This window comes from Pseudarthrobacter sp. NPDC058329, assembly GCF_042879835.1.
Taxonomy (GTDB): domain Bacteria; phylum Actinomycetota; class Actinomycetes; order Actinomycetales; family Micrococcaceae; genus Arthrobacter.
In genome coordinates, this window is record NZ_JBHVZR010000009.1 from 118,469 (window position 1) to 140,119 (window position 21,651).

The 21,651-nt window shown below is 64.4% G+C and carries 26 protein-coding genes and 1 pseudogene; 17 read left to right on the plus strand and 10 right to left on the minus strand.

What is annotated here, in order from left to right:
* Window positions 1–7: 7 nt before the first annotated feature.
* Window positions 8–895 carry a class I SAM-dependent methyltransferase gene (locus tag ACFVYC_RS13390; RefSeq protein WP_387550647.1) on the minus strand — a complete coding sequence of 296 codons (888 nt, stop codon included), beginning with the start codon at window positions 893–895 and terminating at the stop codon, window positions 8–10.
* Window positions 896–968: 73 nt separating this feature from the next.
* Window positions 969–1,562, minus strand: coding sequence for a lytic transglycosylase domain-containing protein (locus ACFVYC_RS13395; protein ID WP_387550650.1), 594 nt, complete (start codon window positions 1,560–1,562; stop codon window positions 969–971).
* 322 nt (window positions 1,563–1,884) lie between these two features.
* Between ACFVYC_RS13395 and ACFVYC_RS13400 the strand changes: the two genes are divergently transcribed.
* From ACFVYC_RS13400 to ACFVYC_RS13415, 4 genes are all read left to right on the plus strand, one after another.
* Complete coding sequence (locus tag ACFVYC_RS13400) at window positions 1,885–2,085, plus strand: helix-turn-helix transcriptional regulator (RefSeq protein ID WP_387550653.1); 201 nt, start codon at window positions 1,885–1,887, stop codon at window positions 2,083–2,085.
* Between the two features lie 650 nt (window positions 2,086–2,735).
* On the plus strand, window positions 2,736–3,683 hold the full coding sequence (locus tag ACFVYC_RS13405) for a DNA/RNA non-specific endonuclease (protein ID WP_387550656.1): 948 nt from the start codon (window positions 2,736–2,738) through the stop codon (window positions 3,681–3,683).
* Window positions 3,684–3,721: 38 nt separating this feature from the next.
* A complete protein-coding gene (locus tag ACFVYC_RS13410; RefSeq protein WP_387550659.1) occupies window positions 3,722–3,865 on the plus strand; it encodes a hypothetical protein in 144 nt (47 codons plus the stop codon).
* Between the two features lie 7 nt (window positions 3,866–3,872).
* Window positions 3,873–4,127, plus strand: a complete 255-nt coding sequence (locus ACFVYC_RS13415) for a hypothetical protein (protein WP_387550662.1) — start codon at window positions 3,873–3,875, stop codon at window positions 4,125–4,127.
* On the opposite strand, the gene ACFVYC_RS13420 is transcribed toward ACFVYC_RS13415, so the two are convergent.
* Window positions 4,095–4,565 carry a DUF1772 domain-containing protein gene (locus ACFVYC_RS13420; protein WP_387550664.1) on the minus strand — a complete coding sequence of 157 codons (471 nt, stop codon included), beginning with the start codon at window positions 4,563–4,565 and terminating at the stop codon, window positions 4,095–4,097. The two genes, ACFVYC_RS13415 and ACFVYC_RS13420, sit on opposite strands and share 33 nt — an antisense overlap.
* Window positions 4,562–5,422 carry an NmrA family transcriptional regulator gene (locus tag ACFVYC_RS13425; protein ID WP_387550667.1) on the minus strand — a complete coding sequence of 287 codons (861 nt, stop codon included), beginning with the start codon at window positions 5,420–5,422 and terminating at the stop codon, window positions 4,562–4,564. Before ACFVYC_RS13425 ends, ACFVYC_RS13420 begins: the two co-directional genes overlap by 4 nt.
* 81 nt (window positions 5,423–5,503) lie before the next feature.
* On the opposite strand from ACFVYC_RS13425, the pseudogene ACFVYC_RS13430 reads away from it, so the two are divergent.
* The 3 genes and pseudogenes from ACFVYC_RS13430 to ACFVYC_RS13440 form a co-directional block, all read left to right on the plus strand.
* Window positions 5,504–6,008 (plus strand): annotated as a pseudogene (locus ACFVYC_RS13430) (cupin domain-containing protein); the annotation flags it as partial.
* A 213-nt stretch (window positions 6,009–6,221) separates the two neighbouring features.
* Window positions 6,222–6,491 carry a helix-turn-helix domain-containing protein gene (locus ACFVYC_RS13435; protein WP_387550813.1) on the plus strand — a complete coding sequence of 90 codons (270 nt, stop codon included), beginning with the start codon at window positions 6,222–6,224 and terminating at the stop codon, window positions 6,489–6,491.
* 107 nt (window positions 6,492–6,598) lie between these two features.
* Window positions 6,599–6,817 (plus strand): three-helix bundle dimerization domain-containing protein, encoded by a 219-nt coding sequence (locus ACFVYC_RS13440; RefSeq protein WP_387550670.1) that lies wholly within the window; start codon window positions 6,599–6,601, stop codon window positions 6,815–6,817.
* Here the strand turns inward: ACFVYC_RS13440 and ACFVYC_RS13445 are convergent.
* Window positions 6,779–7,537, minus strand: coding sequence for a phosphonatase-like hydrolase (locus ACFVYC_RS13445; protein WP_387550672.1), 759 nt, complete (start codon window positions 7,535–7,537; stop codon window positions 6,779–6,781). The genes ACFVYC_RS13440 and ACFVYC_RS13445 overlap by 39 nt on opposite strands.
* A 9-nt stretch (window positions 7,538–7,546) precedes the next feature.
* The gene (locus ACFVYC_RS13450; protein ID WP_387550675.1) at window positions 7,547–8,305 is read right to left on the minus strand and encodes a GntR family transcriptional regulator; all 759 of its coding nucleotides are present in this window, start codon (window positions 8,303–8,305) and stop codon (window positions 7,547–7,549) included.
* 163 nt (window positions 8,306–8,468) lie between these two features.
* Between ACFVYC_RS13450 and ACFVYC_RS13455 the strand changes: the two genes are divergently transcribed.
* From ACFVYC_RS13455 to phnE, 4 genes are read left to right on the plus strand one after another with little or no spacing between them, the layout of a single operon-like run.
* Entirely contained in the window at window positions 8,469–9,656 is a 1,188-nt protein-coding gene (locus tag ACFVYC_RS13455; protein WP_387550678.1) for a TIGR03364 family FAD-dependent oxidoreductase, read from the plus strand.
* Window positions 9,657–9,707: 51 nt separating this feature from the next.
* On the plus strand, window positions 9,708–10,625 hold the full coding sequence (locus ACFVYC_RS13460; protein ID WP_387550680.1) for a phosphate/phosphite/phosphonate ABC transporter substrate-binding protein: 918 nt from the start codon (window positions 9,708–9,710) through the stop codon (window positions 10,623–10,625).
* Window positions 10,622–11,377 carry a phosphonate ABC transporter ATP-binding protein gene (locus tag ACFVYC_RS13465; RefSeq protein WP_387550683.1) on the plus strand — a complete coding sequence of 252 codons (756 nt, stop codon included), beginning with the start codon at window positions 10,622–10,624 and terminating at the stop codon, window positions 11,375–11,377. Before ACFVYC_RS13460 ends, ACFVYC_RS13465 begins: the two co-directional genes overlap by 4 nt.
* Window positions 11,374–12,225 carry a phosphonate ABC transporter, permease protein PhnE gene (gene phnE / locus ACFVYC_RS13470; RefSeq protein WP_387550686.1) on the plus strand — a complete coding sequence of 284 codons (852 nt, stop codon included), beginning with the start codon at window positions 11,374–11,376 and terminating at the stop codon, window positions 12,223–12,225. Before ACFVYC_RS13465 ends, phnE begins: the two co-directional genes overlap by 4 nt.
* A gap of 195 nt (window positions 12,226–12,420) precedes the next feature.
* On the opposite strand, the gene ACFVYC_RS13475 is transcribed toward phnE, so the two are convergent.
* Window positions 12,421–12,714, minus strand: a complete 294-nt coding sequence (locus tag ACFVYC_RS13475) for a hypothetical protein (RefSeq protein WP_387550689.1) — start codon at window positions 12,712–12,714, stop codon at window positions 12,421–12,423.
* A 78-nt stretch (window positions 12,715–12,792) separates the two neighbouring features.
* Between ACFVYC_RS13475 and ACFVYC_RS13480 the strand changes: the two genes are divergently transcribed.
* Entirely contained in the window at window positions 12,793–13,455 is a 663-nt protein-coding gene (locus tag ACFVYC_RS13480; protein ID WP_387550691.1) for a TetR/AcrR family transcriptional regulator, read from the plus strand.
* A gap of 117 nt (window positions 13,456–13,572) precedes the next feature.
* Here the strand turns inward: ACFVYC_RS13480 and ACFVYC_RS13485 are convergent, their stop codons facing one another.
* On the minus strand, window positions 13,573–13,875 hold the full coding sequence (locus ACFVYC_RS13485) for a DUF4193 domain-containing protein (protein ID WP_387550693.1): 303 nt from the start codon (window positions 13,873–13,875) through the stop codon (window positions 13,573–13,575).
* A gap of 199 nt (window positions 13,876–14,074) precedes the next feature.
* Here ACFVYC_RS13485 and ACFVYC_RS13490 point away from each other — a divergent pair, with 199 nt between their 5' ends.
* From ACFVYC_RS13490 to ACFVYC_RS13500, 3 genes are all read left to right on the plus strand, one after another.
* Window positions 14,075–14,494 carry a nuclear transport factor 2 family protein gene (locus ACFVYC_RS13490; protein WP_387550695.1) on the plus strand — a complete coding sequence of 140 codons (420 nt, stop codon included), beginning with the start codon at window positions 14,075–14,077 and terminating at the stop codon, window positions 14,492–14,494.
* A 509-nt stretch (window positions 14,495–15,003) separates the two neighbouring features.
* Entirely contained in the window at window positions 15,004–16,221 is a 1,218-nt protein-coding gene (gene fdhA, locus ACFVYC_RS13495; protein ID WP_387550697.1) for a formaldehyde dehydrogenase, glutathione-independent, read from the plus strand.
* Between the two features lie 209 nt (window positions 16,222–16,430).
* Window positions 16,431–17,642 (plus strand): molybdopterin molybdotransferase MoeA, encoded by a 1,212-nt coding sequence (locus ACFVYC_RS13500; RefSeq protein WP_387550700.1) that lies wholly within the window; start codon window positions 16,431–16,433, stop codon window positions 17,640–17,642.
* A 386-nt stretch (window positions 17,643–18,028) separates the two neighbouring features.
* Here the strand turns inward: ACFVYC_RS13500 and ACFVYC_RS13505 are convergent, their stop codons facing one another.
* Both ACFVYC_RS13505 and ACFVYC_RS13510 read right to left on the minus strand, forming a co-directional pair.
* A complete protein-coding gene (locus ACFVYC_RS13505; protein ID WP_387550703.1) occupies window positions 18,029–20,170 on the minus strand; it encodes a glycogen debranching N-terminal domain-containing protein in 2,142 nt (713 codons plus the stop codon).
* A gap of 237 nt (window positions 20,171–20,407) precedes the next feature.
* Window positions 20,408–20,671: a hypothetical protein gene (locus tag ACFVYC_RS13510; RefSeq protein ID WP_387550706.1), complete on the minus strand. Its 264-nt coding sequence runs from the start codon at window positions 20,669–20,671 to the stop codon at window positions 20,408–20,410.
* Window positions 20,672–20,978: 307 nt separating this feature from the next.
* On the opposite strand from ACFVYC_RS13510, the gene ACFVYC_RS13515 reads away from it, so the two are divergent.
* Together ACFVYC_RS13515 and ACFVYC_RS13520 are read left to right on the plus strand one after the other, a co-directional pair.
* Window positions 20,979–21,428, plus strand: a complete 450-nt coding sequence (locus ACFVYC_RS13515) for a DUF2199 domain-containing protein (protein WP_387550709.1) — start codon at window positions 20,979–20,981, stop codon at window positions 21,426–21,428.
* Window positions 21,425–21,562: a hypothetical protein gene (locus ACFVYC_RS13520; RefSeq protein ID WP_387550712.1), complete on the plus strand. Its 138-nt coding sequence runs from the start codon at window positions 21,425–21,427 to the stop codon at window positions 21,560–21,562. Before ACFVYC_RS13515 ends, ACFVYC_RS13520 begins: the two co-directional genes overlap by 4 nt.
* The last annotated feature ends 89 nt before the right edge of the window (window positions 21,563–21,651 follow it).

Below are 21,651 nucleotides of genomic sequence, written 5' to 3' on the forward strand. Positions count from 1 at the left end.
CAGGCGGTCAGGAAGGCTCCTGCTGCGTAAATTTGCCGGGGTCGGCTGGCGCACCGTTCTCTCCCGCCTTCGACAGCGTGAATATCCCATAGCGCATCGCACCGGTGCGGTAGGCCAGGATCAGGCGGGGGATGCTCAGAACGAAGACGCGATTGCGTGCGCCAAGGGCGAGGCGGCGGGTCTCGCGATCGGTGAGCAGGGCCTTCACAAGTCGGCGGGCGCAGATACTCCAGGTGCGCGCGACGCGGCGGCTGACATCCTCATAGCCATCGATCTCAAAGCCCGCCGCCATGGCCATCGCTTCATACTCCTCGCGCGTTCCCATCGAGGGCAGGCGCCCTTCGCGGCAGATCGGCTCGAGCAGGTGGCGAACCTTCCAACCGCCGGCATCAGTCCCGGCGAGCCACGCGCAGACGACAAAGCGGCCACCGGGCGACAGCACGCGATGCGCCTCGGCGAAGAACCTGGGCTTGTCCACCATGTGCTCGCTCGACTCGATCGCCCATGCGGCATGGGCCGAGCCATCGGTCAGTCCGTTGACGAGCCAGTCGCCAAGATGGATGTCCACGTCGGGTTGGGGATGCGCGGCGGCGTAGTGGGCCTGCTCAGCCGAAAGCGTCAACCCTGTAACGCGGACCCTACGTGTCGCCGCCAGCTGCCTCGCAGTGGAGCCATAGCCGCAGCCGATGTCCACGCACGGCTCGCCGGGCGTCAGGCGCAGCCGATCGCCGACCATGTCCACCAGCGCCTCGACGGCTTCGGCGGGCGTTTCGCGACCCGTCACCCAGAGCCCGTGATGGACATGCTCACCCCACACCCGACGGTAAATCGGATCGAGCTCGTCGTAGTGGTCAGCGACCGCCACGGCATTCTGGGACATATTGGGGACGATCACGCCATCACGTTATACGCCGATCCCTGACATCGGAAGGTCTCTATCAACGGAGCCGCAGAAACACGCTGTGAGCTCATCCCCCGGTGCCGGTCTTCGCGGCGTATTCGGCAGCGTGGTCGCGAACTTGCCGGATGTACGCGTCGGACTGGTTGTAGGCGTAGATCGCGCTGGTCCACCCTTCCGCGGTTGTGAGGTCACGGCCGCGGGCACACAGATACGTCGCCGCACTGAGGGCGGCATCATCGATGTTGAACGGGTCCGCCGTTCCGTCCCCGTTTCCGTCCCGCCCGACGAGCTGCCATGTTGAGGGAATGAACTGCATCGGACCTACGGCGCGGTCCCAGCGGGTGTCCCCGTCCAGGGCACCCGCGTCGGTGTCCGCGATGGCGGCGAATCCGGCACCGTCGAGGACCGGGCCCACCACCGGGCGGCTCACCTGCCCCTCGGCGGTCAGGCTGCCGCCGCCATAAGTCCCGTGCATTGATTCGACGAAACCAATGGCCGCCACAGTGTTCCAACTGATCCCGCACATCGGAGTAGAAGCATCCACTGCCACCGCCGCGGCAACATACGCCCGCAGCGCGCGTTCAGGGATCCCGGTCTGCCCTGAAGCACGGACAACCCACTGGGCATCCGGATTCCTGGTGACGTTCACGGCGGTGGTCATGCCAGAAGTAAGCATCTCGAGCTCAGTCCCCGCCCGCGGCGGTGGAGAAAAGGCACGACGGGAGTCGGGGCCGGGTTGCCCAAGCGCCCAGAACGAGAGAGCAGTGGCCACACAAACCGCAAACAGGACGAGAACTATGAGGCGTCTTAGACGGAGCACCGACTAATCAAACCATCCACATCCAGCAAGCGTTGCTGAGGGCCTTAAGCCGGCCCTTCGTTCACCCTTTGCCGTGACTCCCAGTACGGAATCCTGATGATGAGTAACCCATCCCCCGGAACTGCCTGATCTCCTCACGCCGGCGAGTCGTCGGAAAGATCAGATGCCGGTGAGGAACCGCATTGCCGTTCTCCGGTCCGAACACGCCTGGACGCAGGCCGACGTGGCACAGCGCCTGGGCGTTTCCCGGCAAACCATCAACGCCATCGAAACAGGAAAGTTCGATCCGAGCCTTCCTGTAGCCTTCCGCCTCGCCCGGCTGTTCGAGCTGAAAATCGAGGAGATATTCCTCGACGAGCAGTGAGCGCATTCTCGTAGCGCAACGACGCGCCGCGCGGAGGCGCAAGAATACTACGCGCCAGTGTGGGCGCATGAGCGAAGCAAAAGAAGTGCGTCCCCTGCTCTGCCGGGCCTGTAATACGGATTCCATGTTTGGCCCGCTGCATCTGTACCCGGAAACGGGAATGGGAAAGGGCGAGGTATTGGTCGCGACTAAGGGGTCGACGCGAGTTTTCGGGAAGGTGCGGAGTGTGCCGCTCACAGCGTGGGCATGCCGTCAGTGTGGCCAGCTGGAACTTATCGCTGCAGACCCCGGAGCGCTCTTCGAGCACTGGTCGGCTGAGAACAGGTAGACGTAGTTGTTGCCGCCCCGGGTGCACAGGCCCCATGGTCCAAGCGGTAACAGTCAGGTGTTGAATATTCCCATGTCACTGAACCGAAACCCGATAGTTGATGCGTTCCTTGACCAACGGTGGGATGGACTGTTGAAAATGATCGCGCCAGACCGCGGCCAGGTGATCTTTCCAAGTAAGAAGGTGGCCATGGCCCGCCAGAAGGAATTTGCTGGCCTTATCCGGGAATGGGTTCGATCCTGAGCGCTGCCGGGCCGGACCGCGGCGCCGATACGACCCCGGGTTCACGTCAGTGTCATGTGCCGCTGTTAGGGTCGGGGCCATGGATGAGCTCTCGCTGACACAGACCACCGCTACGGCCTCCCGTGTCCTGTCCGGCCGGGCCGGTTTCGACACCAATTTCCTCGGACCTGCGGTCCCCGTTCCTGCGTTGGCCGCAACGGAGACGGTGCTCTTGCCGTACACGCATTTCTCGGTGCTCATGCGCCTCGACAAACGGCTGGCCGCGGTGGCAGCGGTGGGGATCGACGGGGACAAGCTGATGGACGTGGGCAGGTCCGGCATCCAGTGGCGGCTTGACCCCCGCCTGGCCGAAGACAAGCAGACCGGGGAACGGGTCTACGCACGCAACGACATCGACCGTGGCCACCTCGTCCGCCGGGCATCAGCGGTCTGGGGCGACACACGGGCTGAGGCGGCGCAGGCCAACGAGGACACCTTCCACTACACGAACGCAGCTCCCCAGGCCGCGCAGTTCAACCAGGGGCTCGAGCTTTGGCTGGGCTTGGAGTCATACCTCTTGCAGAACGCCACGGACCACCGCCGCCGGCTCATCGTATTCACCGGCCCCGTCTTCAGCGATGTTGACCCGGTGTACCGGGGCGTGGAGATCCCGCTGCAGTTCTTCAAGGTCGCCGCTTTCCTGTACCAAGGACAGCTGGCTGCCACCGGCTACGTTGTGGACCAGACTCCCCAACTGGCCGGCCTCCCGGATGTCCCAAGGCCTGGCGTCATCGGTGACGCTCCCCCGCTGGGCCCATTCCGCACCTTCCAGGTCCCCATCCGCGACATCGCTGCCCTGACCCGGCTGGACCTCGATCAGCTCACCGCCGTGGACAGGATGCCCATCGCCTCCACCCTGCCCACCGCACGGGCAGGTTCTACCTGGCGGCAACTGCACTCAGCCGAAGACCTGGACCTGGACTTCGACCTCGACGAGCACGGCGAACAGGGTAATGGCTCGGCCGCGGTTACCCTGCCGCGTGTCTAAGGCATCACCGGCGGTAACTCACGCCTAGGGTCAAGATCATGGAAAGGTCTACGTCAGGAGAGTTGGAGGGACAAACGTCGGTCAACGACCTGCTCGACGAGCCGATCGGAGCCATACCCATTCAGCTGGCCCTGCCCATCCTCGTCCAGATCCGGCCAGGGGACTTCCGGCGCCTGTCCTGACCTGATCATGCTCTTGGCACCCGGAGCCACCGAGTTCCTGCCAGCGACAACCCTTGCCGCTATCGTTATTGCCGCGGCCGCTGCAATAGCCGACCCGGCCGGAATGCGACGGCTCATCAGCATGAGCCGCAGTGAATCGTTGGTGATGCTCGCGGCATTCCTGGAGGTGCCCATTCTGGGCGCCCTCGCGGGCATCGCCGTTGCCATCGGCTTGGCAATCCTGGACTTCCTAAGGCGGGCCTGGGACCCGCAGCGGGAATAAGAGTCCCGCTGCGCCCGCAATTGAAAGCCCACAGCGGATCAGGTTGGCCCGGGTCCAGGTTCGCTGGAACCGGCTCCATTGCAGGTCGGGGTAGGAACCGCCATCAACGGACAGGCTGTTGTTCAGTGGCACATTCACCAGCATGGTGGAGGCCCAGCCTGCCAGATATGCTGCGGCTCCCGCGACTCGTATCGGGGACCGGGTCAGCGGATCGGTGGCGGCGATGACCGCGACCGCTCCGCAAGCGGCAGCGGTGCCGAAAAACAGGATCATGAACGGAGGCCGCACAGCCAGTTTGTTGATGGCGATCATGGTCGCTATGGCTTCCTTCGCCGGCCGACGGCGAAGGGCGGGCATAACCGCTGCGGAGAAGGCCAGGTAGAAACCCCCTGCCACTGCCGACCCAGTACCGGCAACCACCGGCAACCACCCGCTCACCGGATTCCCGCGCTCGCGGGTGCGGCCCAGACCCCGGAACTGGCGGCACGGGTTGCGTAGACACGGAAATCGGTGGGGCGCCGGTTCAAGACCCGGGCCAGATCAGCTGTCGTAGAGGCGTTCCGACCGTCGAGGATCTCTGTGAAAAGTCCGGCCAATGGCAGGGCTACTTCGCCAGGAACGCCGTCTTGGCCCAGATCGGCCGCGAATTCCTCCACGGTGCTGGGCACGAATTCAATCCGTCGGCCTGCGGCGGCCGAAAGTTCGGCAGCGACGTCGTGAAGGGTGAGCAGCCGCGGACCGGTCAGTTCCAGCAGCCGTCCAACGTGGCGGTCACCTGTGAGGCAGCCTGCTGCGACGTCGGCAAGGTCATCCAGGTCCAGGAATGGTTCGGCCACGTCTCCGTCCGCCGGCAACAGCAGCCTGCCCCGTCGGACCGGCCCGAGCAGGAAGTGTTCGCTGAAGTTTTGGGCGAACCAGGAGCAGCGCAGAACAGACCATTCCAACCCGCATGTCCGTACTGACTCCTCGGCAGCCTGCGCGCCGTCCTCGCCGCGGCCGGACAGCAGTACAAGCCGTCGAACGCCGGCATCTGCGGCAGCTGCTGAGAATTCGGCGATTACCTCGGATGCCCCCGGGAACGCCAGGTCCGGGCTGTAACAGAGGTAGCTTGCCCGGATCCCCTCCAGTGCCGGCCGCCATGTGGTGGAATCGTGCCAGTCAAAAGGAATGGCGGCGCGCCGGGAGCCTATCCGCACGGCCACGCGGCGGTCTCTTAATCGTCGGACCAGCCGCGCGCCAGTACGGCCGCTTCCACCGGTGACAAGGACAGGGGCGGATGCATTCATTTGGGTCATAACCTCAGACTGCCGCACACCTGTTGGACGCTGAATGTCTTATGGTCTACCAGAGATATGTCGGGGTCTATGATTCGTAGCATGGACCCCTTGTCGCAGTTCCTCACCGGGCCTCGGGCACAGTCCGCGTTCACCCTGCGGGTGGTCATGGACCCGCCGTTTGCTATCGATGTCCGGGACGAGGCCGCCCTGACAGTGATCGTGGCAGTACGCGGGCAAGCCTGGATTGCCGCAGGGGATCCCTCCGCAGGCCCTGCGCCCAGGAGAGGCAGCAACTGTCCGTGGCCCCGCCCCTTACATGGTCGCGGACGCGCCGGGCCGAACGCCGACCGTGGTGATCGACCCCGGCCAGTCCTGCCGCACCCCGGCGGGTGAACACCTGGAACTGACCATGTCCCAAGGCGTGCGGACCTGGGGCAACAGCCCGGATGGGGAAACAGTCCTGCTGATCGCCACTTACCCAACGGCGGCCGCTGCCGGCCAGTTGGCTACCTCAGCCCTCCCCATGCTGGCCGTGTTCAACGAAGAAGAGGCCGGCCCGGTCTTGCTGAAGATGCTCCACCACGAACTCACGCACAAGGACTTGGGGCAGGAAAGCGCCCTCGACCGGGTCCTCGACCTCCTCTTGCTCCACCTGGTGCGCGTGAGTGCGCGTCGGGCCGAGGGTATGCTCCCCAGCTGGGCCGCGGGTACCAGCGACCCCGTCGTTGCCCAGGCCTTGGCCCACCTGCACGAGGAACCGGCTGCGCCGTGGACCATCGCTGAACTTGCCCGGCGGGCACACGTCTCCCGGGCCACCATGGCCGCCCGGTTTAGCGCCGTCGTCGGGCAGCCGCCCATGGCCTACCTCACCGCCTGGCGCCTGGCCCTGGCCGCAGACCGACTCGCTTCCAGCTCCGCAACCACGGCCGTCATCGCCACGGAGGTCGGCTACAGCAATGCCTTTGCATTTAGCGCCGCATTTTCCAGGATCTACGGCGTCAGCCCGACGGGCTACCGACAATCCGCGCACGCCCCGGTTGCTTCCGAGGACAGCAAACCAAAAAATGCCCTGGGCCGGCATCAATAGAGGTAGCGCCCCGAGCACCACACCCACCAAGGGAATCCGGCTGTCCTGCAGGGAAGAGCATGGAACATCCCTTGACGCCAAGAACTGCGAAGTCCACACTTTTGGGGATGAGCGACGACCCAAAAGAACCCCTCGTGCTGCGCGTTGTTGAACGGCTTGCCGCAAGCTACCCGGAAACCCCACGAGCCCACATCGAGGGCATCGTCGCTGACGAATTCCACACCCTGAACCGTGCGCGAATCCGCGGCTACATACCGATTCTGGTAGAACGAAGCGCATGGAACCGGCTACACCGCGAGAGAACCCACCACACGCCCGACCGATAGTCCCGCCAACCCTCGAGGGTTACCAGTCGCGTCTCCGGCCTCCCTCAAGGCACCCACCAGCGCGGGAAGATCCTTCACGCCATCGAGAATGGCGTGGTGCGGGTGGGACCGCAGTACTTCGGCCCCGAGCTTTCCGCTGAGGACACCGACGCCGGTCACCCCGGCATTGGCCGCCGCCAGCAGATCGTTGACGGTGTCCCCGGCAGCCAGGACAGCGGACACGCGCAGGACCCCAGTGCGTTCCATGGCGCGGTGGATCATGTGGGGTGCGGGCCGTCCACGCGGAACCTCATCGGAAGTGACGACGGCGTCCAGCAGCTCGCCGTCGCCCACTTTCCATCCCAGCGTGGCAAGGAGCGGCTCAGCAACGTCGCGCGAAAACCCTGTGGTGAGGGCGACCTTCACCCCGGCTGATTTGAGCGTCGTCAGGGCCTCCTCGACGCCGTCGAGCGGAACCGGAGCGTTCGCCGCGTAAAGTACTGCGAGGATCTCCTGGAACCGGACAAAGGTGCGCCCCACGAGTGCGGGATCGGCGGCGACACCGCCCAAATCCATAAGGGCAGCGATGGCCTCAGCCTTGTCCGCACCCATCCAGGCCTGCAGGTTTTCCGGCGTTACGTCCGCGCCGGTTTCCCGGACGGATTGTTCCAGGGCGCGGTAAACGTCCCCATGCTCGTCGATAGTGGTTCCGGCCATGTCCAGGGCGACAAGTTCAATCATGAATGGTCCTTAGGCAGTAGTAGGCATGCGCACCAGGTTGGCACGGTGCTCGCTGGTGTTTTCAATGGTGAAGTTGGTAAGGCCCGGAATGTACCGGTCATCCGAGTACTCGATGGGTTTTCCGGCGGCGGAGGAGGTCAGCCGCCTCTCCCGCAGGAGCGGCGAACCGGGCTCGACGCCGAGGAGTTCAGCATCCAGGGCATCGGCGGCGACGGCGTCTATGGTGTGGCGGCCGCGGCTGAGGTCCACTCCGCTGCTCTTCAAGTAGCTGAAGATCGAGCCGCTGTCCGTATCGAAGCCAAACAGGAGTTTCCCGGCGCTGAGGATAAAACTGGTGCGCTCCACCATGGCCGGGACGTCCCCCAGGAGGCGGAGGCGCAGGACATCAACGACGGGCTCCCCGCTTTGGATGCCAAGCTGGGTGGCGACTTCGGCTGATGCCGGCCGCCGGGCGATTTCCCTGGTCTGCTGCCCGGGGATCCTGCCGATGGATCCCGCCCATTCGGTGAACGACATGAAGGTGGTGAAAGGCTGCGACAGTGCCGCCCGGCCGGCCACCGGCTGCCTGCCGCGGCCGCCCAGAATGAGGCCTTCCTTGCGCAGCGCCGAGAGCGCCTGGCGCACTGTCCCGCGCGAGGCTTCGAACTCCCGGCAGAGTTCCGCCTCGCTGGGAATCTGGAACCCCTCGGGCCACGCGCCGGAGGTGATGCGGCCCCGGAGTTCGACGGTCAGGCGCTGGTGCAGGGGCTGAAGTTCGGATACGGCCATAACTTGATCATACAAGTAGCGATGCCCTAAACCGCCTGTTTTTCATTCCAATAGGTGAACATCATCTTAACTCGCACCAACCATGGTGAATAGATTCTTAACTTGTTCAGACAAGTGCCGTTTGAGCTTGATCCCCGCAAAAGGGGTAGCCAATATCAATGCTGTGACTACCCCGAATCTTCCCGCCGAATCCGTAACAGGCCTTCCTTCCGCCGTAGACGTCCTGGTGGTGGGGGCCGGAATTGTAGGCCTTGCCCACGCCGCCCTCACCGCAGACCGAGGCCTCTCCGTTGCGGTCGTCGACCGTGACCATCACGCCGTCGGCGCCTCCATCCGCAACTTCGGGCACTGCTGCGTCACCGCCCAAACCGGCGAACTTTACCAACTGGCCATGACCGGCAGAAAGCACTGGCTGGATTTCTCGGCCCGTGCCGGATTCTGGTCCAGCGAGGCCGGCGCCGTGGTGGCAGCCCGGACGGCAACCGAACTCCGTGTGCTCCACGAGCTCGCAGAATCCCGGGAGCCGGGACAGATCGTCCTGCTCAGCACTGAAGAAACGCTGGCCCGGCTCGGACGCCAGCCGGAGGACGAGGAATCCCCCTCCAGCCTGGCCGGCGGCGCCTGGCTGCGCGACGACCTCCGGGTGGATCCCCGCACCACCGTTTCCACCCTCGCCGCCTGGCTGGACTCCCGCGGGGATGTCTCGGTGCACTGGAACACCACAGCACTTGGCTTTACCGCCGGCTCCACCCGCGCAGCACGGGTACAGACCAGCCGTGGCGTGGTGGAAGCAGACCGCGTGTTTGTGTGCGTCGGCCACGACGTGGACGTCCTGTTCCCGGCACTCGCCGAACGTCACCGGATTGAGCGGTGCACCCTCCACATGGCGTCTGCCGAACGGCCGGCCGGGCTCGACCTCCAACCCGCCGTCCTGACCGCCACCTCCATGCTGAGGTACGGGGCCTTTACCGAACTCCCCTCAGCCCCGGCCCTTCTGGCGGAAGTACAGGCAAACGATCCCGCGCTGCTGGAAATCGGCGCCAACGTGATGTTCACCCAGCGCCCGGACGGCACCCTGCTCGTGGGTGACTCGCACCACTACGGCAAGTCGGCCGCCCCGTTCCTGCAGGAGCCCACCACAGACGTCCTTCTGGACAGGATCCAGGACGTGCTCGGCCTGGAAAGCCTCACTGTAAAGGAACGGTGGCAGGGCATCTACGCCTCCAGCGACGTTGGCCCGCTGCTGCTCGCCGAAGTGGCACCGGCCGTCACCGTCGCCTCCGTCACCGCGGGCATCGGCATGACAGTCTCCTTCGGCCTGGCCGAACGGAACACCGCAGCCCTCCTCTAGCACTCCCGCCCCAACTTCCCCCAACGTTCCGGACCCTATCAAAGGATCACCATGAAAACCCGCTACCTGGCACTGCTTCCCGCCGTGCTGCTCGCCGCCGTCGGACTTTCCGCCTGCACCGGCGCTCCCGTGGAGAGCGCCTCAGCCAACACCCCTGCCTACTGCTCGGACGGGCCCATCAGGTTCGGCATCGAACCGTACGAGGACCCGATCAAGCTTGAGCCGGCGTACCGTGTCCTCGCCGAGGCCATGGAACGGAAGCTCGGCTGCGAGGTGGAAGTCCAGGTGGTGGAGGACTATTCGGCCGAGGTGCTGGCCATGGCCAACAACCGCCTGGACATCGGGCAGTTCGGCCCCATGGGCTACGTCTTCGCCAGCAGCAAGGCCGGCGCCGAACCGGTGGCCTCCTTCGGCACCGCGGACGGACAACTGAGCTCCTACACAGCCGGCATTTGGGTGGCCAAGGACTCGGACGTCCAATCCATCGAAGACCTCCGGGGCAGGGACATCGCCCTCGGCGGCGTGGGCTCCACCTCCGGGGATGTCCTCCCGCGCTACGGACTTAAGAAGGCAGGCGTCGCCGAATCCAACCTCAACATCAGCTACGCCGGCGGCCACCCGGAAGCACTCCTGGCTCTGACCAACGGCACCGTGGATGCCGCCCAGATCAATTCCCAGACCGTCGCTTCGGCTACGGCAGCCGGGACGTTCAAAGCCGAGGACTTCCGGCAGGTATGGACCTCGGAAGCGATCCCGAACGATCCCATCACTATCCGCGGCAGCGCCGATCCCGCCCTCAAGGAAGCCGTACGCGATGCCCTGCTCGACCTGCCTGCCGGGGCCATCGCCGAGGTAGGCACCTTCCTGGACGTCACCCCTCCTGGTCCGCTCCTGGCCGTAACCAAGGAAACCTACCAGCCGCTCTTCGACCTCGCGGCAACGATGGGGCTTACCGAGGAAGACCTGTGACCGCCGTCGAGGTCACAGGCCTGGTGAAGTCCTACGCCGGCAAGACGGTTTTGAACGGCGTGGATTTTGCGGTCCGCCCCGGCGAACTGGTGGCTTTCCTGGGCGCCAATGGTTCCGGAAAGTCCACCACCCTAAAATGCGTCATGGGGCTGGCGCAGCCTGACGCCGGCACCATCCGGCTGCACGGCCAGGACCTCGGCCACCTGCATGCCTCGGCGCAGGTGCGTGCCCGGAGCAAGGCGGCCATGGTGTTCCAAAAAATACATCTGGTGCCGCGGCGTACTGCCCTGGAGAACGTGTGTACCGGCGGCCTCCTGCGCCTGCGGGGCCTGGCTTCGGTCAGCCCGGCCTTCTTCTCGAAGGAACTCAAGGAGGAGGCGATGGCATGCCTGGACCGCGTGGGCCTCGCGAAGATTGCCTTGGAACGCGCCGGCAGGCTGTCCGGCGGCCAGCAGCAGCGCGTGGCGGTGGCCAGGGCCCTGTGCCAGCGCGCATCCGTGCTCCTGGCCGACGAACCCGTGTCCGCCTTGGACCCCCATGCTGCAGAGCAGGTCATGGCACTGCTGGCCGAACTGGCCCACGCAGAGGACCTGGCCGTGGCGGCGGTGCTGCACCAGCCGGACCTCGCCCTCCGCCACGCGGACCGAGCCGTCGGGCTGCTCGAGGGCAAAATAGCGTTCGACGGCGGCCCTGCCGCCCTGACCGAGGACCTACTGGACACGCTGTACGCTCCGGACAGGGTGGCAGCATGAGTGGCGCCCCACACCGCTTCCAGGGACATACCGCTGTGAAGGCCGCCCGGTCCCTGCCAGTGCCTCAGGCCCAGCGAAAGTGGGCCGGATCCGGACTGACGGCCGCCGCCCTCGCGGTCCTTGTGGTGGCGCACCTCGTGGCGCTGGACAGCACGGAATTCCAGCCCGCGCTGCTGGTTGATGGAGCCCAGGGCATGGGCAAATTCGTTGCCGAGGCTTTCCCTCCTGACTTGGATTGGGAACGGGTCCTGAAGCCCAGCCTCGAGGCCACCCTCGTCACGCTCTGGATCGGCCTGCTGGGCACCACGCTCTCCGTCCCCACAGCACTGCTTCTCGCCGTGCTGGCGTCAACCACCAGCACGCCGCATCCGCTTGCCTACCAGTCGGCCCGTGCCGTGCTGTCCTTCTTCCGCGCTGTCCCCGACGTCGTATTCGCCCTGATCTTCGTCACCGCGGTAGGTCTGGGCCCCTTCGCCGGAGTCCTGGCCCTCATCTGCCACAACACCGGAGTGATGGGGAAGCTCTGGGCCGAAGCGATGGAGGAGAGCGATCAGGGGCCGGTCCAAGCACTGGCCACCGCGGGTGCGTCCAGGCTGCAGCAGACGTTCCACGCCACCATCCCGCTGGTTGTCCCCCAGTTTGTGGGACTCCTCCTCTACCGTTTCGACGTCAACGTAAGATCCTCCCTGGTACTGGGTCTGGTGGGCGCCGGCGGCGTGGGCCTGCTCATCAACCAGGCCATCAAGTCCTTCCAGTTCGACACCATGCTGACGCACATCATCGTGGTGCTTGTGCTGATCGTTCTGGTGGACCAGGCCTCAGCCCTCATCAGGAGGAAATTGGCCTGAGCACCACCACCCCGAATGGTTGAACGACAGGAAGCCCCCCGCAATTCGAGCTTCAGCGCGGGGGGCTTCCTGTCCTGCTTCCGTGGGAGAACTGAAGACGGGAGCCTTTGCCTGCATACCTTCGCTGTCCGGGTAGGGCATGCCGCGGCCAGTGATAGGAAGGCGTTTTGCAGATGCGGTGGCTTGTGGAACCCGTCAGTACTCTCGGGCCTCGACCATCTCCAGGATGTGTGCCTTGGCCTCGCCCGTCTTGGCTGGAGCCTTCTCGGGGGACGGCCACACCTTGGTGCGCAGCGCGTCGAGGAATGCGCCGGCTTCGGCCGCCGAGTTGAAGTCAATGTCCAGCATCACTTCATGGTCCTGCCCTGCGGGGCGGAAGATTCGGTAACGCCGCGCTCCTGAGCGCTCACGTCCAGCGGCGTCTTTTTCGAAGGCGCTCCTCCACAGCTCATAATCACGAACCTGAAGCTCAATTCGCAGCGTTGCCATTAGCCCTGATCCTTCCCATACAGCTGCCGAATATTCATTACCCGAGCAATGTAATCATTACGTTGGTATTCTACTCGTATGGGAACAATGGTCAAGAGTCGAACGTACGTCTCACCCCGCCGCCGGGAGCAGGCTGAGGCGACGCGCAAGGCGATCCTCGACGCTGCCCAACGGCTCTTTGAGCGCCAGGGCTACCCCGCAACACCGATGCCCTCCATTGCCAAAGAAGCTGGGGTGGCACTGAAGACGATATACGTCCACTTCGACACCAAGGCCTCGCTGGTGCGCACCCTGTGGGACACCAGGCTCGGCGCCGAAGAAGCAAGGCTGCCGGTCCTGGAACGGGACTGGTACCAAGCCGTGGTCAAGGAACCTGATCCGGAACGAAAGCTCCGCCTGGTCGCCGCGCAGGCACGCCGGGTCAAAGCCCGGTCCGGAGCGTTACTGGAAATGATCCGCACCGCCGCGTCCGCAGACTCCGAGATCGCCGACCTCTGGGCAAGCATCGAAGCAAAACTCCTCGATGTGCAACACGCCATTATCGAGCAACTTCATGCCGGCGGGTCCCTCGCCCCATTCCTGAACGTCTCACGCGCAACCGACATCCTTTGGGCCCTTAACCACCCGAATATGTGGCAACTCCTGGTCCCGAACCGCGGCTGGACCGACGAAGAGTATGAGCACTGGCTGGGCGACGTCTTCTGCTCCCAACTCCTCGACCCTCACCGTGCCCCGCAGTGACAAACGCAGCGCCCCTCAGGCACGTGCCGATTGCCGGCGGTTGTTCAAGCCTGCGGCTGGAAGTGGAATGGCGCTATTGTTTTGGGCGGAATGTCTCAGGCCAAGGCTGGGCTTGACTCACCCTTCGCATTCTGTGCAGTAAGAATGGCCGTTGCTCTCACGCGCGAGCTGGGATCGGTGCCGGACCAGGAAGCAGGAAGAGCAGGTGAACTCGTCCTTGCCCTGAGGGATGACCTGAACGATGAGCTCTTCGGAGACGATTTCTCCGCCGGGGGTCAGTCCCTCGTCAAGGGCATCAGCTTGCTCCAGCTCGGTGACGACGCTGCGGGCATCAGGGGCGTTTGCAGACTGCAAAGCCTCCAAAGAACGGTCCTGGGACTCCTTGACGTCGGAGCGGACTTCATCGTAATCGGTTGCCACTTAGGTGATACCCATTTCTAACGTTTTTGCGGATTCGCTTGCTGATGAGATAGCAACGCACACCACCGCGTCATTGTTCCCGCGTCGGGGGCTCTTGCAACCACGCGCCCCATAAGCTGCGCCCCTGGTTTGAAGGCAGGAGATCCTGACCATCAGCTGGACACCTTCCCTAGGCTTCAAGCGCCTGCGACACTACCTTATGGCGAAAGACCCGCCCAGCCCGGACCCTGCGTCGCCGCCTCCACCCCAAGCACCCGAGGCGGAGTTGCTGGCCCACGCCAACGTCTGGGCGGAGGCAATTGTCAGTAACGACGCCGGGCGCATTGCCGCCTTCGTCACCACCGACTGGGTCATCGTTTCTGACACGGGCATCTCCCCGGGAGAGAAGTTCCTCGCCCTGGTCGCGTCCGGTGATCTGACTCATTCGGCAATGGACATCGTGGGCAGGGCCCGGATACGCGTCATGGGAGAGACCGCCATCTTGACGAGCCGCATCACGAGCACCACAAACTATCTCGGCCACCAGAGCCACGCAGACGAGTGGACTACGGACGTTTTCGTCAAGCGGGACGGCCGCTGGCTGTGTGTGCTCACCCACTACACGGCTGCCAAACCCTGACCGCACAAGCTGCAACCAGCCACCGCGGATTTCACGCGCTATCAGTTCGGGGCTCGAGTGGTGCCGCAGCGGGCGAACGCGGATTGTGATGAGCCAGGCATCGATCATGCATGCATTCTGCACAGTTATCTTCAAAATCTTGCGCTTTTGTTGCAGCTCTTGTGACCCTAGTCTCGTCAATACAAGTTCTTCGGCCCTGCCGTTAGCACCCCCGCACCCGTGGCCAACGCCACGCCTGCTACCCAAGTCTCGGGAGGAAACCCATGACCGCGTCAGTGAACGTGCCCCTCAAATTACGCCACCGGGAACGGCATCACTGACAGCCTTCGTCCTCGTAAAACACGAACTGTCCCGTTCCCGTGAATGGTGCTCCGGTGGCCTGGAACCTGGGGAGGCATCCTCATCGAAGCACCGCTTTCGGGCGACGGGGCGGCCCAGTGCACGGCAACCCGACATGGCAGGCCTGCCACCAAAATTCCAGCACCATCCCCGCAGCCAAAGGAGTGACAATGTCAGGAAACAGAGCAGTCGCCTACAAAGAACCCGGTGTCGTCGAAATTATCGACACCGACTACCCAACGTTCGAACTCAAAGACGGGCCCGGCGTCAATCCGGCCAACGTAGGCCGGAAAGTACCCCACGGTGCGATCCTGCGCACAGTGACCACCAACATCTGCGGCTCGGACCAGCACATGGTCCGCGGACGTACCACTGCACCAAAGGACCTCGTCCTTGGCCATGAAATCACCGGCGAAGTTGTGGAAGTCGGACCGGACGTGGAGTTCATCAAGGTGGGAGACATCGTCTCTGTACCCTTCAACATCTCCTGTGGCCGTTGCCGGAACTGCAAGGAGCGCAAAACCGGCATCTGCCTGAACGTCAACCCGGACCGGCCGGGCAGCGCCTACGGCTATGTGGACATGGGCGGCTGGGTGGGTGGCCAAGCAGAATACGTGCTGGTCCCCTACGCCGACTGGAACCTGCTCAGATTCCCGGACCGCGATCAGGCCCTGGAAAAGATCATGGACCTGACCATGCTCTCCGACATATTTCCCACCGGGTTCCACGGCGCCGTCACCGCCGGAGTCGGCGTCGGATCCACCGTTTATATAGCCGGTGCCGGCCCGGTGGGACTCGCGGCCGCCGTCGGCGCGCAGCTGCTTGGTGCCGCCGTCGTGATCGTCGGTGACATGAACGAGGACCGCCTAAAGCAGGCCCGCTCCTTCGGGTGCGAAACGGTGAACGTCTCCAACGGAGATCCGAAAGACCAGATCGAGCAGATCCTTGGAGTGCCCGAGGTGGATTGCGGCGTCGATGCTGTGGGGTTCGAAGCCCGCGGGCACGGCAAGGACGCATCCCACGAATCCCCGGCCACCGTACTAAATTCCCTCATGGACATCACCGCGGCAGGTGGGGCCCTTGGTATCCCCGGCCTGTACGTTACCGGCGACCCCGGTGGAATCGACGAGGCCGCCAGGCACGGCTCGCTTTCGCTGTCGTTGGGCACAGGGTGGGCAAAGTCCCTGTCCTTCACCACCGGCCAGTGCCCCGTCATGTCGTACAACCGGCAACTGATGATGGCCATACTGCATGACAAGGTCCAAATCGCCAAGGCAGTAAACGCCACGGCGATCGCGCTTGAGGATGCACCGCGCGGCTACGCCGAATTCGACGCCGGTTCGGCAACAAAGTTCGTGCTGAACCCTAACGGCTACGTCAAGGCATAGGACCCCGGCTGACGGGGCCGGGGACTGTGAGGCAGACACCACCTGGTGCAACTCTCACGGTCCCCGGACCTGCGCTCTTCAAGCACCAGCTAAGAAAGGGGGCACCGTTGCTCACCCAAGAAACCGCCGGAAGCGGCAGCACGTCGGAGTTGCTCCCTGCAAGGCGACCCTCCCGCCAGCCTTCGCCCACCTGGCCCGAAGCCCGGCAGATGGCTTTCGATTGCGCGGCCCCGCTCGCGCCCGTGGAGGTTCCGCTCGCGTTGGCAGCAGGCCACATCCTGACCCGCGACGTCGCAGCCCTGCAAAAGCTCCCCCATTACGACTCCTCCGCCATGGATGGCTGGGCCATCAGTGGCGGCGGTCCATGGACCCTTGGCCACCGCGAACCCTTCCTCCTCCCGGGGAGGGCCGGCGTCATCGTCACCGGCGGACTGGTACCTGCCGGTGCCCAGTCGATACTCCGCAAGGAAAGCGGCCAGATCCGCCACGACGCTGACGGCAGCCTTCGCCTGCACCTCAATGACACCGCAAAGAAAGGTGAACCCGGTCCGGCCCAGCACATCCGGCCTGCAGGCGAAGAAGCTGCAGCCGGCGAACTGCTGATTCCCGCCGGCACAACACTGAACCCGGGCCACATTGCCCTTGCCGCCGTCGCGGGCCACGACAACCTGCAGGTTCAGGCCAAACCGGTGGTCGGCATCGTCTTGACCGGTTCCGAGGTTGTCACATCAGGCGTTCCGGAACCAGGACAGGTCAGGGATACTTTCGGCCCGCAGCTGGGGACGGTCATTTCCCTTCTGGGGGGCACACCTTCCGGTTCCCTGCGGATCGGGGATTCCTACCCCGAATGGCTCGCCGCCCTTGACGGATCAGAGGCGTTCGCCGGGCGGAAGCCGGACGTGACAATCACCACTGGCGGAACCGGCTGTTCCGCGACGGACCATTTTCGCGCCGCCATCAGAGCCCTCGGTGGCCGGCTGCTGCTGGATGGCGTCGCCATGAGGCCGGGCCACCCGGCTGTCCTGGCCGGACTCCCGGACGGCCGCTTCGTCGTCGGGCTGCCCGGTAATCCATTGGCAGCAATGATGGCCCTCATCACTATGGGCACGCCGCTGCTCGAGGCGCTCGGTGGCAGGACCCTGAGCGACGTGGGACACGTGACCTCCGCCGCTGACGTTGATCCATGCCCCGGCCGTACGCGCCTGATTCCCTGCACGTTCATCGAGGGGCTGGCCTTCCCCTCCTCGCATACGGGACCGGGCATGATGCGTGGACTGGCTTGGGCCGACGGCGTTATGGCTGTCCCCCCTGCCGGAGTCCAGTCCGGCGAGCAGGTTCCTGTGCTTCCCCTTCCCTGGACGCAAGCCAATGAAACAATTTCTCCGCCCAACCGATCCCGGAGCACCGCATGGCCCAGTTGAGGCCTTGCATACGGACCGGGACAGTAAATAGCTGTTCACCGTAAGTAGCACCCCGCCCCTATGGCATGCGGCTTCCCAGCCCGCGCCGCAGCGGCTCACCCACTCCCCACGAACCAGCAAAGGTATTCACATGACCCATCGCAACGACCAACCGATTCTCCGCGTCAGCACCAACGGGAAGGAGTCGGTGGACATCCGGCTTGAATCATCGAGTCCATTGACCGTTCGGCTGCAGGTGGATGGTGGCTGCAAATGCGAGCACGATAGCTTAGACCGCCCAGGCTCGTACATTGACAGCGACCTTGGTCTGCGCTGACGGAAGCTGCACCGGCCACGGCCTTGGAACGGTCAACATTAACGCTGTGCTGACTACGCCGGCTGATGCGTTAATCGTTGGCGTCGAGTCCGGCCTGCGAAATCAGCTCGGTCAGCCACGGCCGGTGCTCACGGTGGAACGTCAGCCCCTCGGGCAACCCCTGCACGGAAGCTTCGGATCCGGTGATGTCGATGGTCATCCGGCTGCCGGCCAGGGGCGCGTTGGTGATATGCAGGTTCCCGAAGGATTCCGGCAGGGCAGGGTTCATCCAGAAGCCGCCCCGCGAGACATGGGCGTCGTACCTCATCAGGCTGGTGATCAGCATTATCGGGGTTGTGGCCGCCCATGCCTGGGGTGAGCAAGCGGTGGGGTACGGCACCGGCTCGGCAACCTGCTCCCGGCTGAAGCCGCAGAACAGTTCCGGGAGCCGTCCGCTGGAGTATTCGGCCGCTTCCAACAGGGCGGTGGCAATCCGCTGCGCCTCCTCCACGAAGCCGTAGCGCATGAGGCCCGCCGCGATGATGGCGTTGTCATGTGGCCAAACAGACCCGTTGTGGTAGCTTGCCGGGTTGTAGGCACCCATGTCCGTGGCAAGGGTCCGGATGCCCCATCCGCTGAACATCTCGGGCGACATCAGCCGTTCGGCCACCAGCGGCACCTTGTCATCATCAACGATGCCGTGCCACAAGCACTGGCCCATATTGGAGGCGCAGGCATCCACCGGCCGCTTCATGCCGTCCAGCGCCACGGCGAAGTAGCCACGCTCCGGCAACCAAAATTGCTCGTTGAACCTTTTCTTCAGCGCCGCCGCCTCTTCGGTGAGCTGCCTACCCAAACGTTCGTTCCCGCCGTCGTACGCCATCCATGCCCGGGACAGCAGCGCGCTGTACACCAGCGCCTGAACCTCACAGAGGGCGATGGGCGGCTTGGCGAGGGCGCCGTCGGCGAAATTGATCCCGTCCCACGAGTCCTTCCAGCCTTGATTGAGCAGGCCCTGTTCGTTCAGGCGGGAATACTCAACGAAGCCGTCGCCATCCTTGTCACCGTAGTTCCGCACCCAGTCCAGCGCCCGGTCCGCGTTGGGCAGCAAGGCCGCGATGATGTCCTTAGCGAAGCCCCACCGGCTGACGGAGGCCAGGGTCATGACGAACTGCGGGGTGGCGTCCACGCTGCCGTAGTAGACCGATTTGCCGCCAAGGGCCAGGCCGCTGGAAACTCCCAGCCGGACCTCGTGGAGGATTTTCCCGGGCTCCTCCTCACTCATCGGGTCCACCACCTTGCCCTGGCGGTCAGCAAGGGTCTGAAGGGTGCCAAGAGCCAGGGACGGGTCCACAGGCAGCGCCATTTCCGAAGCCCAGAGCGAGTCACGCCCGAACAATGTCATGAACCACGGTGCTCCTGCGGCCACCACGATCCGCTCCGGATGGGCGGGGTCCTCGATCCGCAGCGCGCCGAGGTCATCGTAGCTGCGCCGCAGCGTCCGTTCGATGGACCGGTTGGTCATCTGGATTTTGGGAATCTTGGTAACCCATTCCTGGTGCCGCCGGTCGCTCGCTGACATTCCGTGACCTTCCGGACGCGAGACGACATGCTGCCCGGCCGGTGCCACGCTCAGCCGCGTCTTCCACTGGCCGTAGCCGGGAACCACGGCCTGGTAGGTGAGCGCACCGGCGGTGGCGACGGCGCCTCGACCCCTGACCAGGACTGCCTTCCGCACATCCTGCCAGGCCGCGCTGATGATCAATGAATCACCGTCGGCTCCGTGGGCGACCTCCCAACGCCGCTGGACCCTCGCCTCCTTCACCTCAAACAGGTCGGCGAAGTCCGAATCGACGCCGACGGAAATGCTGCACACGACGACGGCCCCGGAGTAATTGCGGATGGTAACTTCCTCAACCACGCCGGCCGCCACCTCGCGCAGGCGCTCCACGACCAGGGGGCTATCCGCATATCCGTCCGCACGGGGGACCCGGCCGATGAACAGTGCCCGGTAGGCTTCCTTCGTCTCAGCGGTCAGCGGCTCGAGGGGCTGGCCATTTACCTTCATGCTCCACGCGGACAGGATGCGGGTGTCCTCGTGGAACACACCATGGGGAAGGTCGGCGCTAATGTCACCGTTGGCAGCCGAGATGCAGAAACTTGAGCCTTCCACCAGCGTGACGGTCCCTGCCCCCACGGGTCCCGCCGCGGTCTCTGCATTCCATCCAGCCATGTCCGCTCCTCTGACGGCTACCACGGTCCCCGGCGGAATAGACGCTACGCCTGAGACGGGGCTGATAAAAGGGCCGGTGCGCATGAGCAGCAGGACGTGGTAGAGCACGTCCTCGTTCCTGGTCGTCCGGACTGAAGGACAGGATCCTGAACTCTCCCGCCTCAGAATTGACTACCCCGCGCAGCCGCCTCAGTCCCTAGGGATCAGAGCCGCACGTGGGCTGGCAGGGATTGGCGGTTACTCGAACAGCTCAACGCGCGGTTCGCCCTGGACGCCGCCGCGCTGCATGGCGTCCCTCAAGTCGTCTCGGCCAAAGAAAGCCCTGGCTGTTTCCACGTCGTCAAAATGATGGATCACGAGGACATTGTTCGGGTCATCGACCATCCGGTGCACGGACTCCTGGGTAACCCCGCCGTCCTTTTGCATGTCCCCGACAGAATCGTAGACTCCGCGCCAAGCGTCAAAGTCGGCCACACGGTGAAGGATGATTGCAACGCTCATGGTGCTTCTCCTTTGAAGCGTGCCGCTTTATCCCTGCGGTCCAGCCTGGTCATTGACTCCGGGGCCTTAATCCGCCGACAGTGCGTGCACAGTTCTGCGGCGGCGCAGGATTGGGCCGCCACTGGCTGTGTTACTCCCGCCCGGCAGGGCTGTCAACTGGCTCCAGTCACCGCATCATGATTATGTCCGCCGTCGCCTCCTTCTGAGTCGATGCCCTGCAAGTAGACTCCTCCAGAGGAGAGCAAGTGGGGGATGAATGGACTCGTCGAAAGCGCACTCGTGCGCGATGTGTGGGCTGTGAGCTGGTGTGCATGACAGGGACGTCCGGTTCCGGCTCCCTGACCCGGTCCTGAACAGCCCTGAGCAGCACCGCGCCGAAGACAGCTGGTTGATCGACCCGGATCCCAACAAGGCAGCTCTCATGCAGATCCAGGGCATCAGCCCGTTCGTCCGCGCCCTGCTCCCGGTCAAGCTGGAGGGCGGACACGAATTCCGGTACGGCGTCTGGATCGCAATCCACCCCGATGACCGCCAGCACGCATGCAGAGTGTGGAACGCGCCGGAGTACACGGACCTGAAACTCGCAGGCTACCTTGCGAACAGGATCCAGCCATGGGGTCTGTTCGCCGTCCCTGTGAACCTCGCTGTACTGAACCCCGATCACACCCCCTACTGCGTCAGCAGCACTAATGATGAGCTGAACGAGGTGCTCACCAAAGAGTGGCCTTACGACATCCTGGCCTCGCTCCCGTCATGACCCCGCAGGAACGCCATCCCTGGACGTTCGCCGCGGTGTGCGTCATGGTCCTCACGCTGACGTTCCTGATGTTCGGGCTGACGCAGGTGCCCGTGATCGAGCTGCTGCCCGGCTACGTGCCGCGTACCTTCTGATCGGGGCCTGCATCTTCGGCCCGACGTGCAGGGTCCCGACCTTGCGGCAGGCCGTGGCGTTCCTACTGCCCGGAGCCCTTCTCATTGCG

Bases quoted from the DNA above. Each gene is read 5' to 3' on its own strand.
- ACFVYC_RS13505 (WP_387550703.1), bottom strand. From the start codon at position 20,170: ATGGCTGGATGGAATGCAGAGACCGCGGCGGGACCCGTGGGGGCAGGG.
- ACFVYC_RS13425 (WP_387550667.1), bottom strand. From the start codon at position 5,422: ATGACCCAAATGAATGCATCCGCCCCTGTCCTTGTCACCGGTGGAAGC.
- ACFVYC_RS13480 (WP_387550691.1), top strand. From the start codon at position 12,793: ATGGGAACAATGGTCAAGAGTCGAACGTACGTCTCACCCCGCCGCCGG.
- ACFVYC_RS13405 (WP_387550656.1), top strand. From the start codon at position 2,736: ATGGATGAGCTCTCGCTGACACAGACCACCGCTACGGCCTCCCGTGTC.
- ACFVYC_RS13460 (WP_387550680.1), top strand. From the start codon at position 9,708: ATGAAAACCCGCTACCTGGCACTGCTTCCCGCCGTGCTGCTCGCCGCC.
- ACFVYC_RS13510 (WP_387550706.1), bottom strand. From the start codon at position 20,671: ATGAGCGTTGCAATCATCCTTCACCGTGTGGCCGACTTTGACGCTTGG.
- ACFVYC_RS13450 (WP_387550675.1), bottom strand. From the start codon at position 8,305: ATGGCCGTATCCGAACTTCAGCCCCTGCACCAGCGCCTGACCGTCGAA.
- ACFVYC_RS13395 (WP_387550650.1), bottom strand. From the start codon at position 1,562: ATGACCACCGCCGTGAACGTCACCAGGAATCCGGATGCCCAGTGGGTT.
- fdhA (WP_387550697.1), top strand. From the start codon at position 15,004: ATGTCAGGAAACAGAGCAGTCGCCTACAAAGAACCCGGTGTCGTCGAA.
- ACFVYC_RS13490 (WP_387550695.1), top strand. From the start codon at position 14,075: ATGGCGAAAGACCCGCCCAGCCCGGACCCTGCGTCGCCGCCTCCACCC.
- ACFVYC_RS13410 (WP_387550659.1), top strand. From the start codon at position 3,722: ATGGAAAGGTCTACGTCAGGAGAGTTGGAGGGACAAACGTCGGTCAAC.
- ACFVYC_RS13435 (WP_387550813.1), top strand. From the start codon at position 6,222: ATGGCCGCCCGGTTTAGCGCCGTCGTCGGGCAGCCGCCCATGGCCTAC.
- ACFVYC_RS13400 (WP_387550653.1), top strand. From the start codon at position 1,885: ATGCCGGTGAGGAACCGCATTGCCGTTCTCCGGTCCGAACACGCCTGG.
- ACFVYC_RS13445 (WP_387550672.1), bottom strand. From the start codon at position 7,537: ATGATTGAACTTGTCGCCCTGGACATGGCCGGAACCACTATCGACGAG.
- ACFVYC_RS13475 (WP_387550689.1), bottom strand. From the start codon at position 12,714: ATGGCAACGCTGCGAATTGAGCTTCAGGTTCGTGATTATGAGCTGTGG.
- ACFVYC_RS13520 (WP_387550712.1), top strand. From the start codon at position 21,425: ATGACCCCGCAGGAACGCCATCCCTGGACGTTCGCCGCGGTGTGCGTC.
- phnE (WP_387550686.1), top strand. From the start codon at position 11,374: ATGAGTGGCGCCCCACACCGCTTCCAGGGACATACCGCTGTGAAGGCC.
- ACFVYC_RS13415 (WP_387550662.1), top strand. From the start codon at position 3,873: ATGCTCTTGGCACCCGGAGCCACCGAGTTCCTGCCAGCGACAACCCTT.
- ACFVYC_RS13440 (WP_387550670.1), top strand. From the start codon at position 6,599: ATGAGCGACGACCCAAAAGAACCCCTCGTGCTGCGCGTTGTTGAACGG.
- ACFVYC_RS13500 (WP_387550700.1), top strand. From the start codon at position 16,431: ATGGCTTTCGATTGCGCGGCCCCGCTCGCGCCCGTGGAGGTTCCGCTC.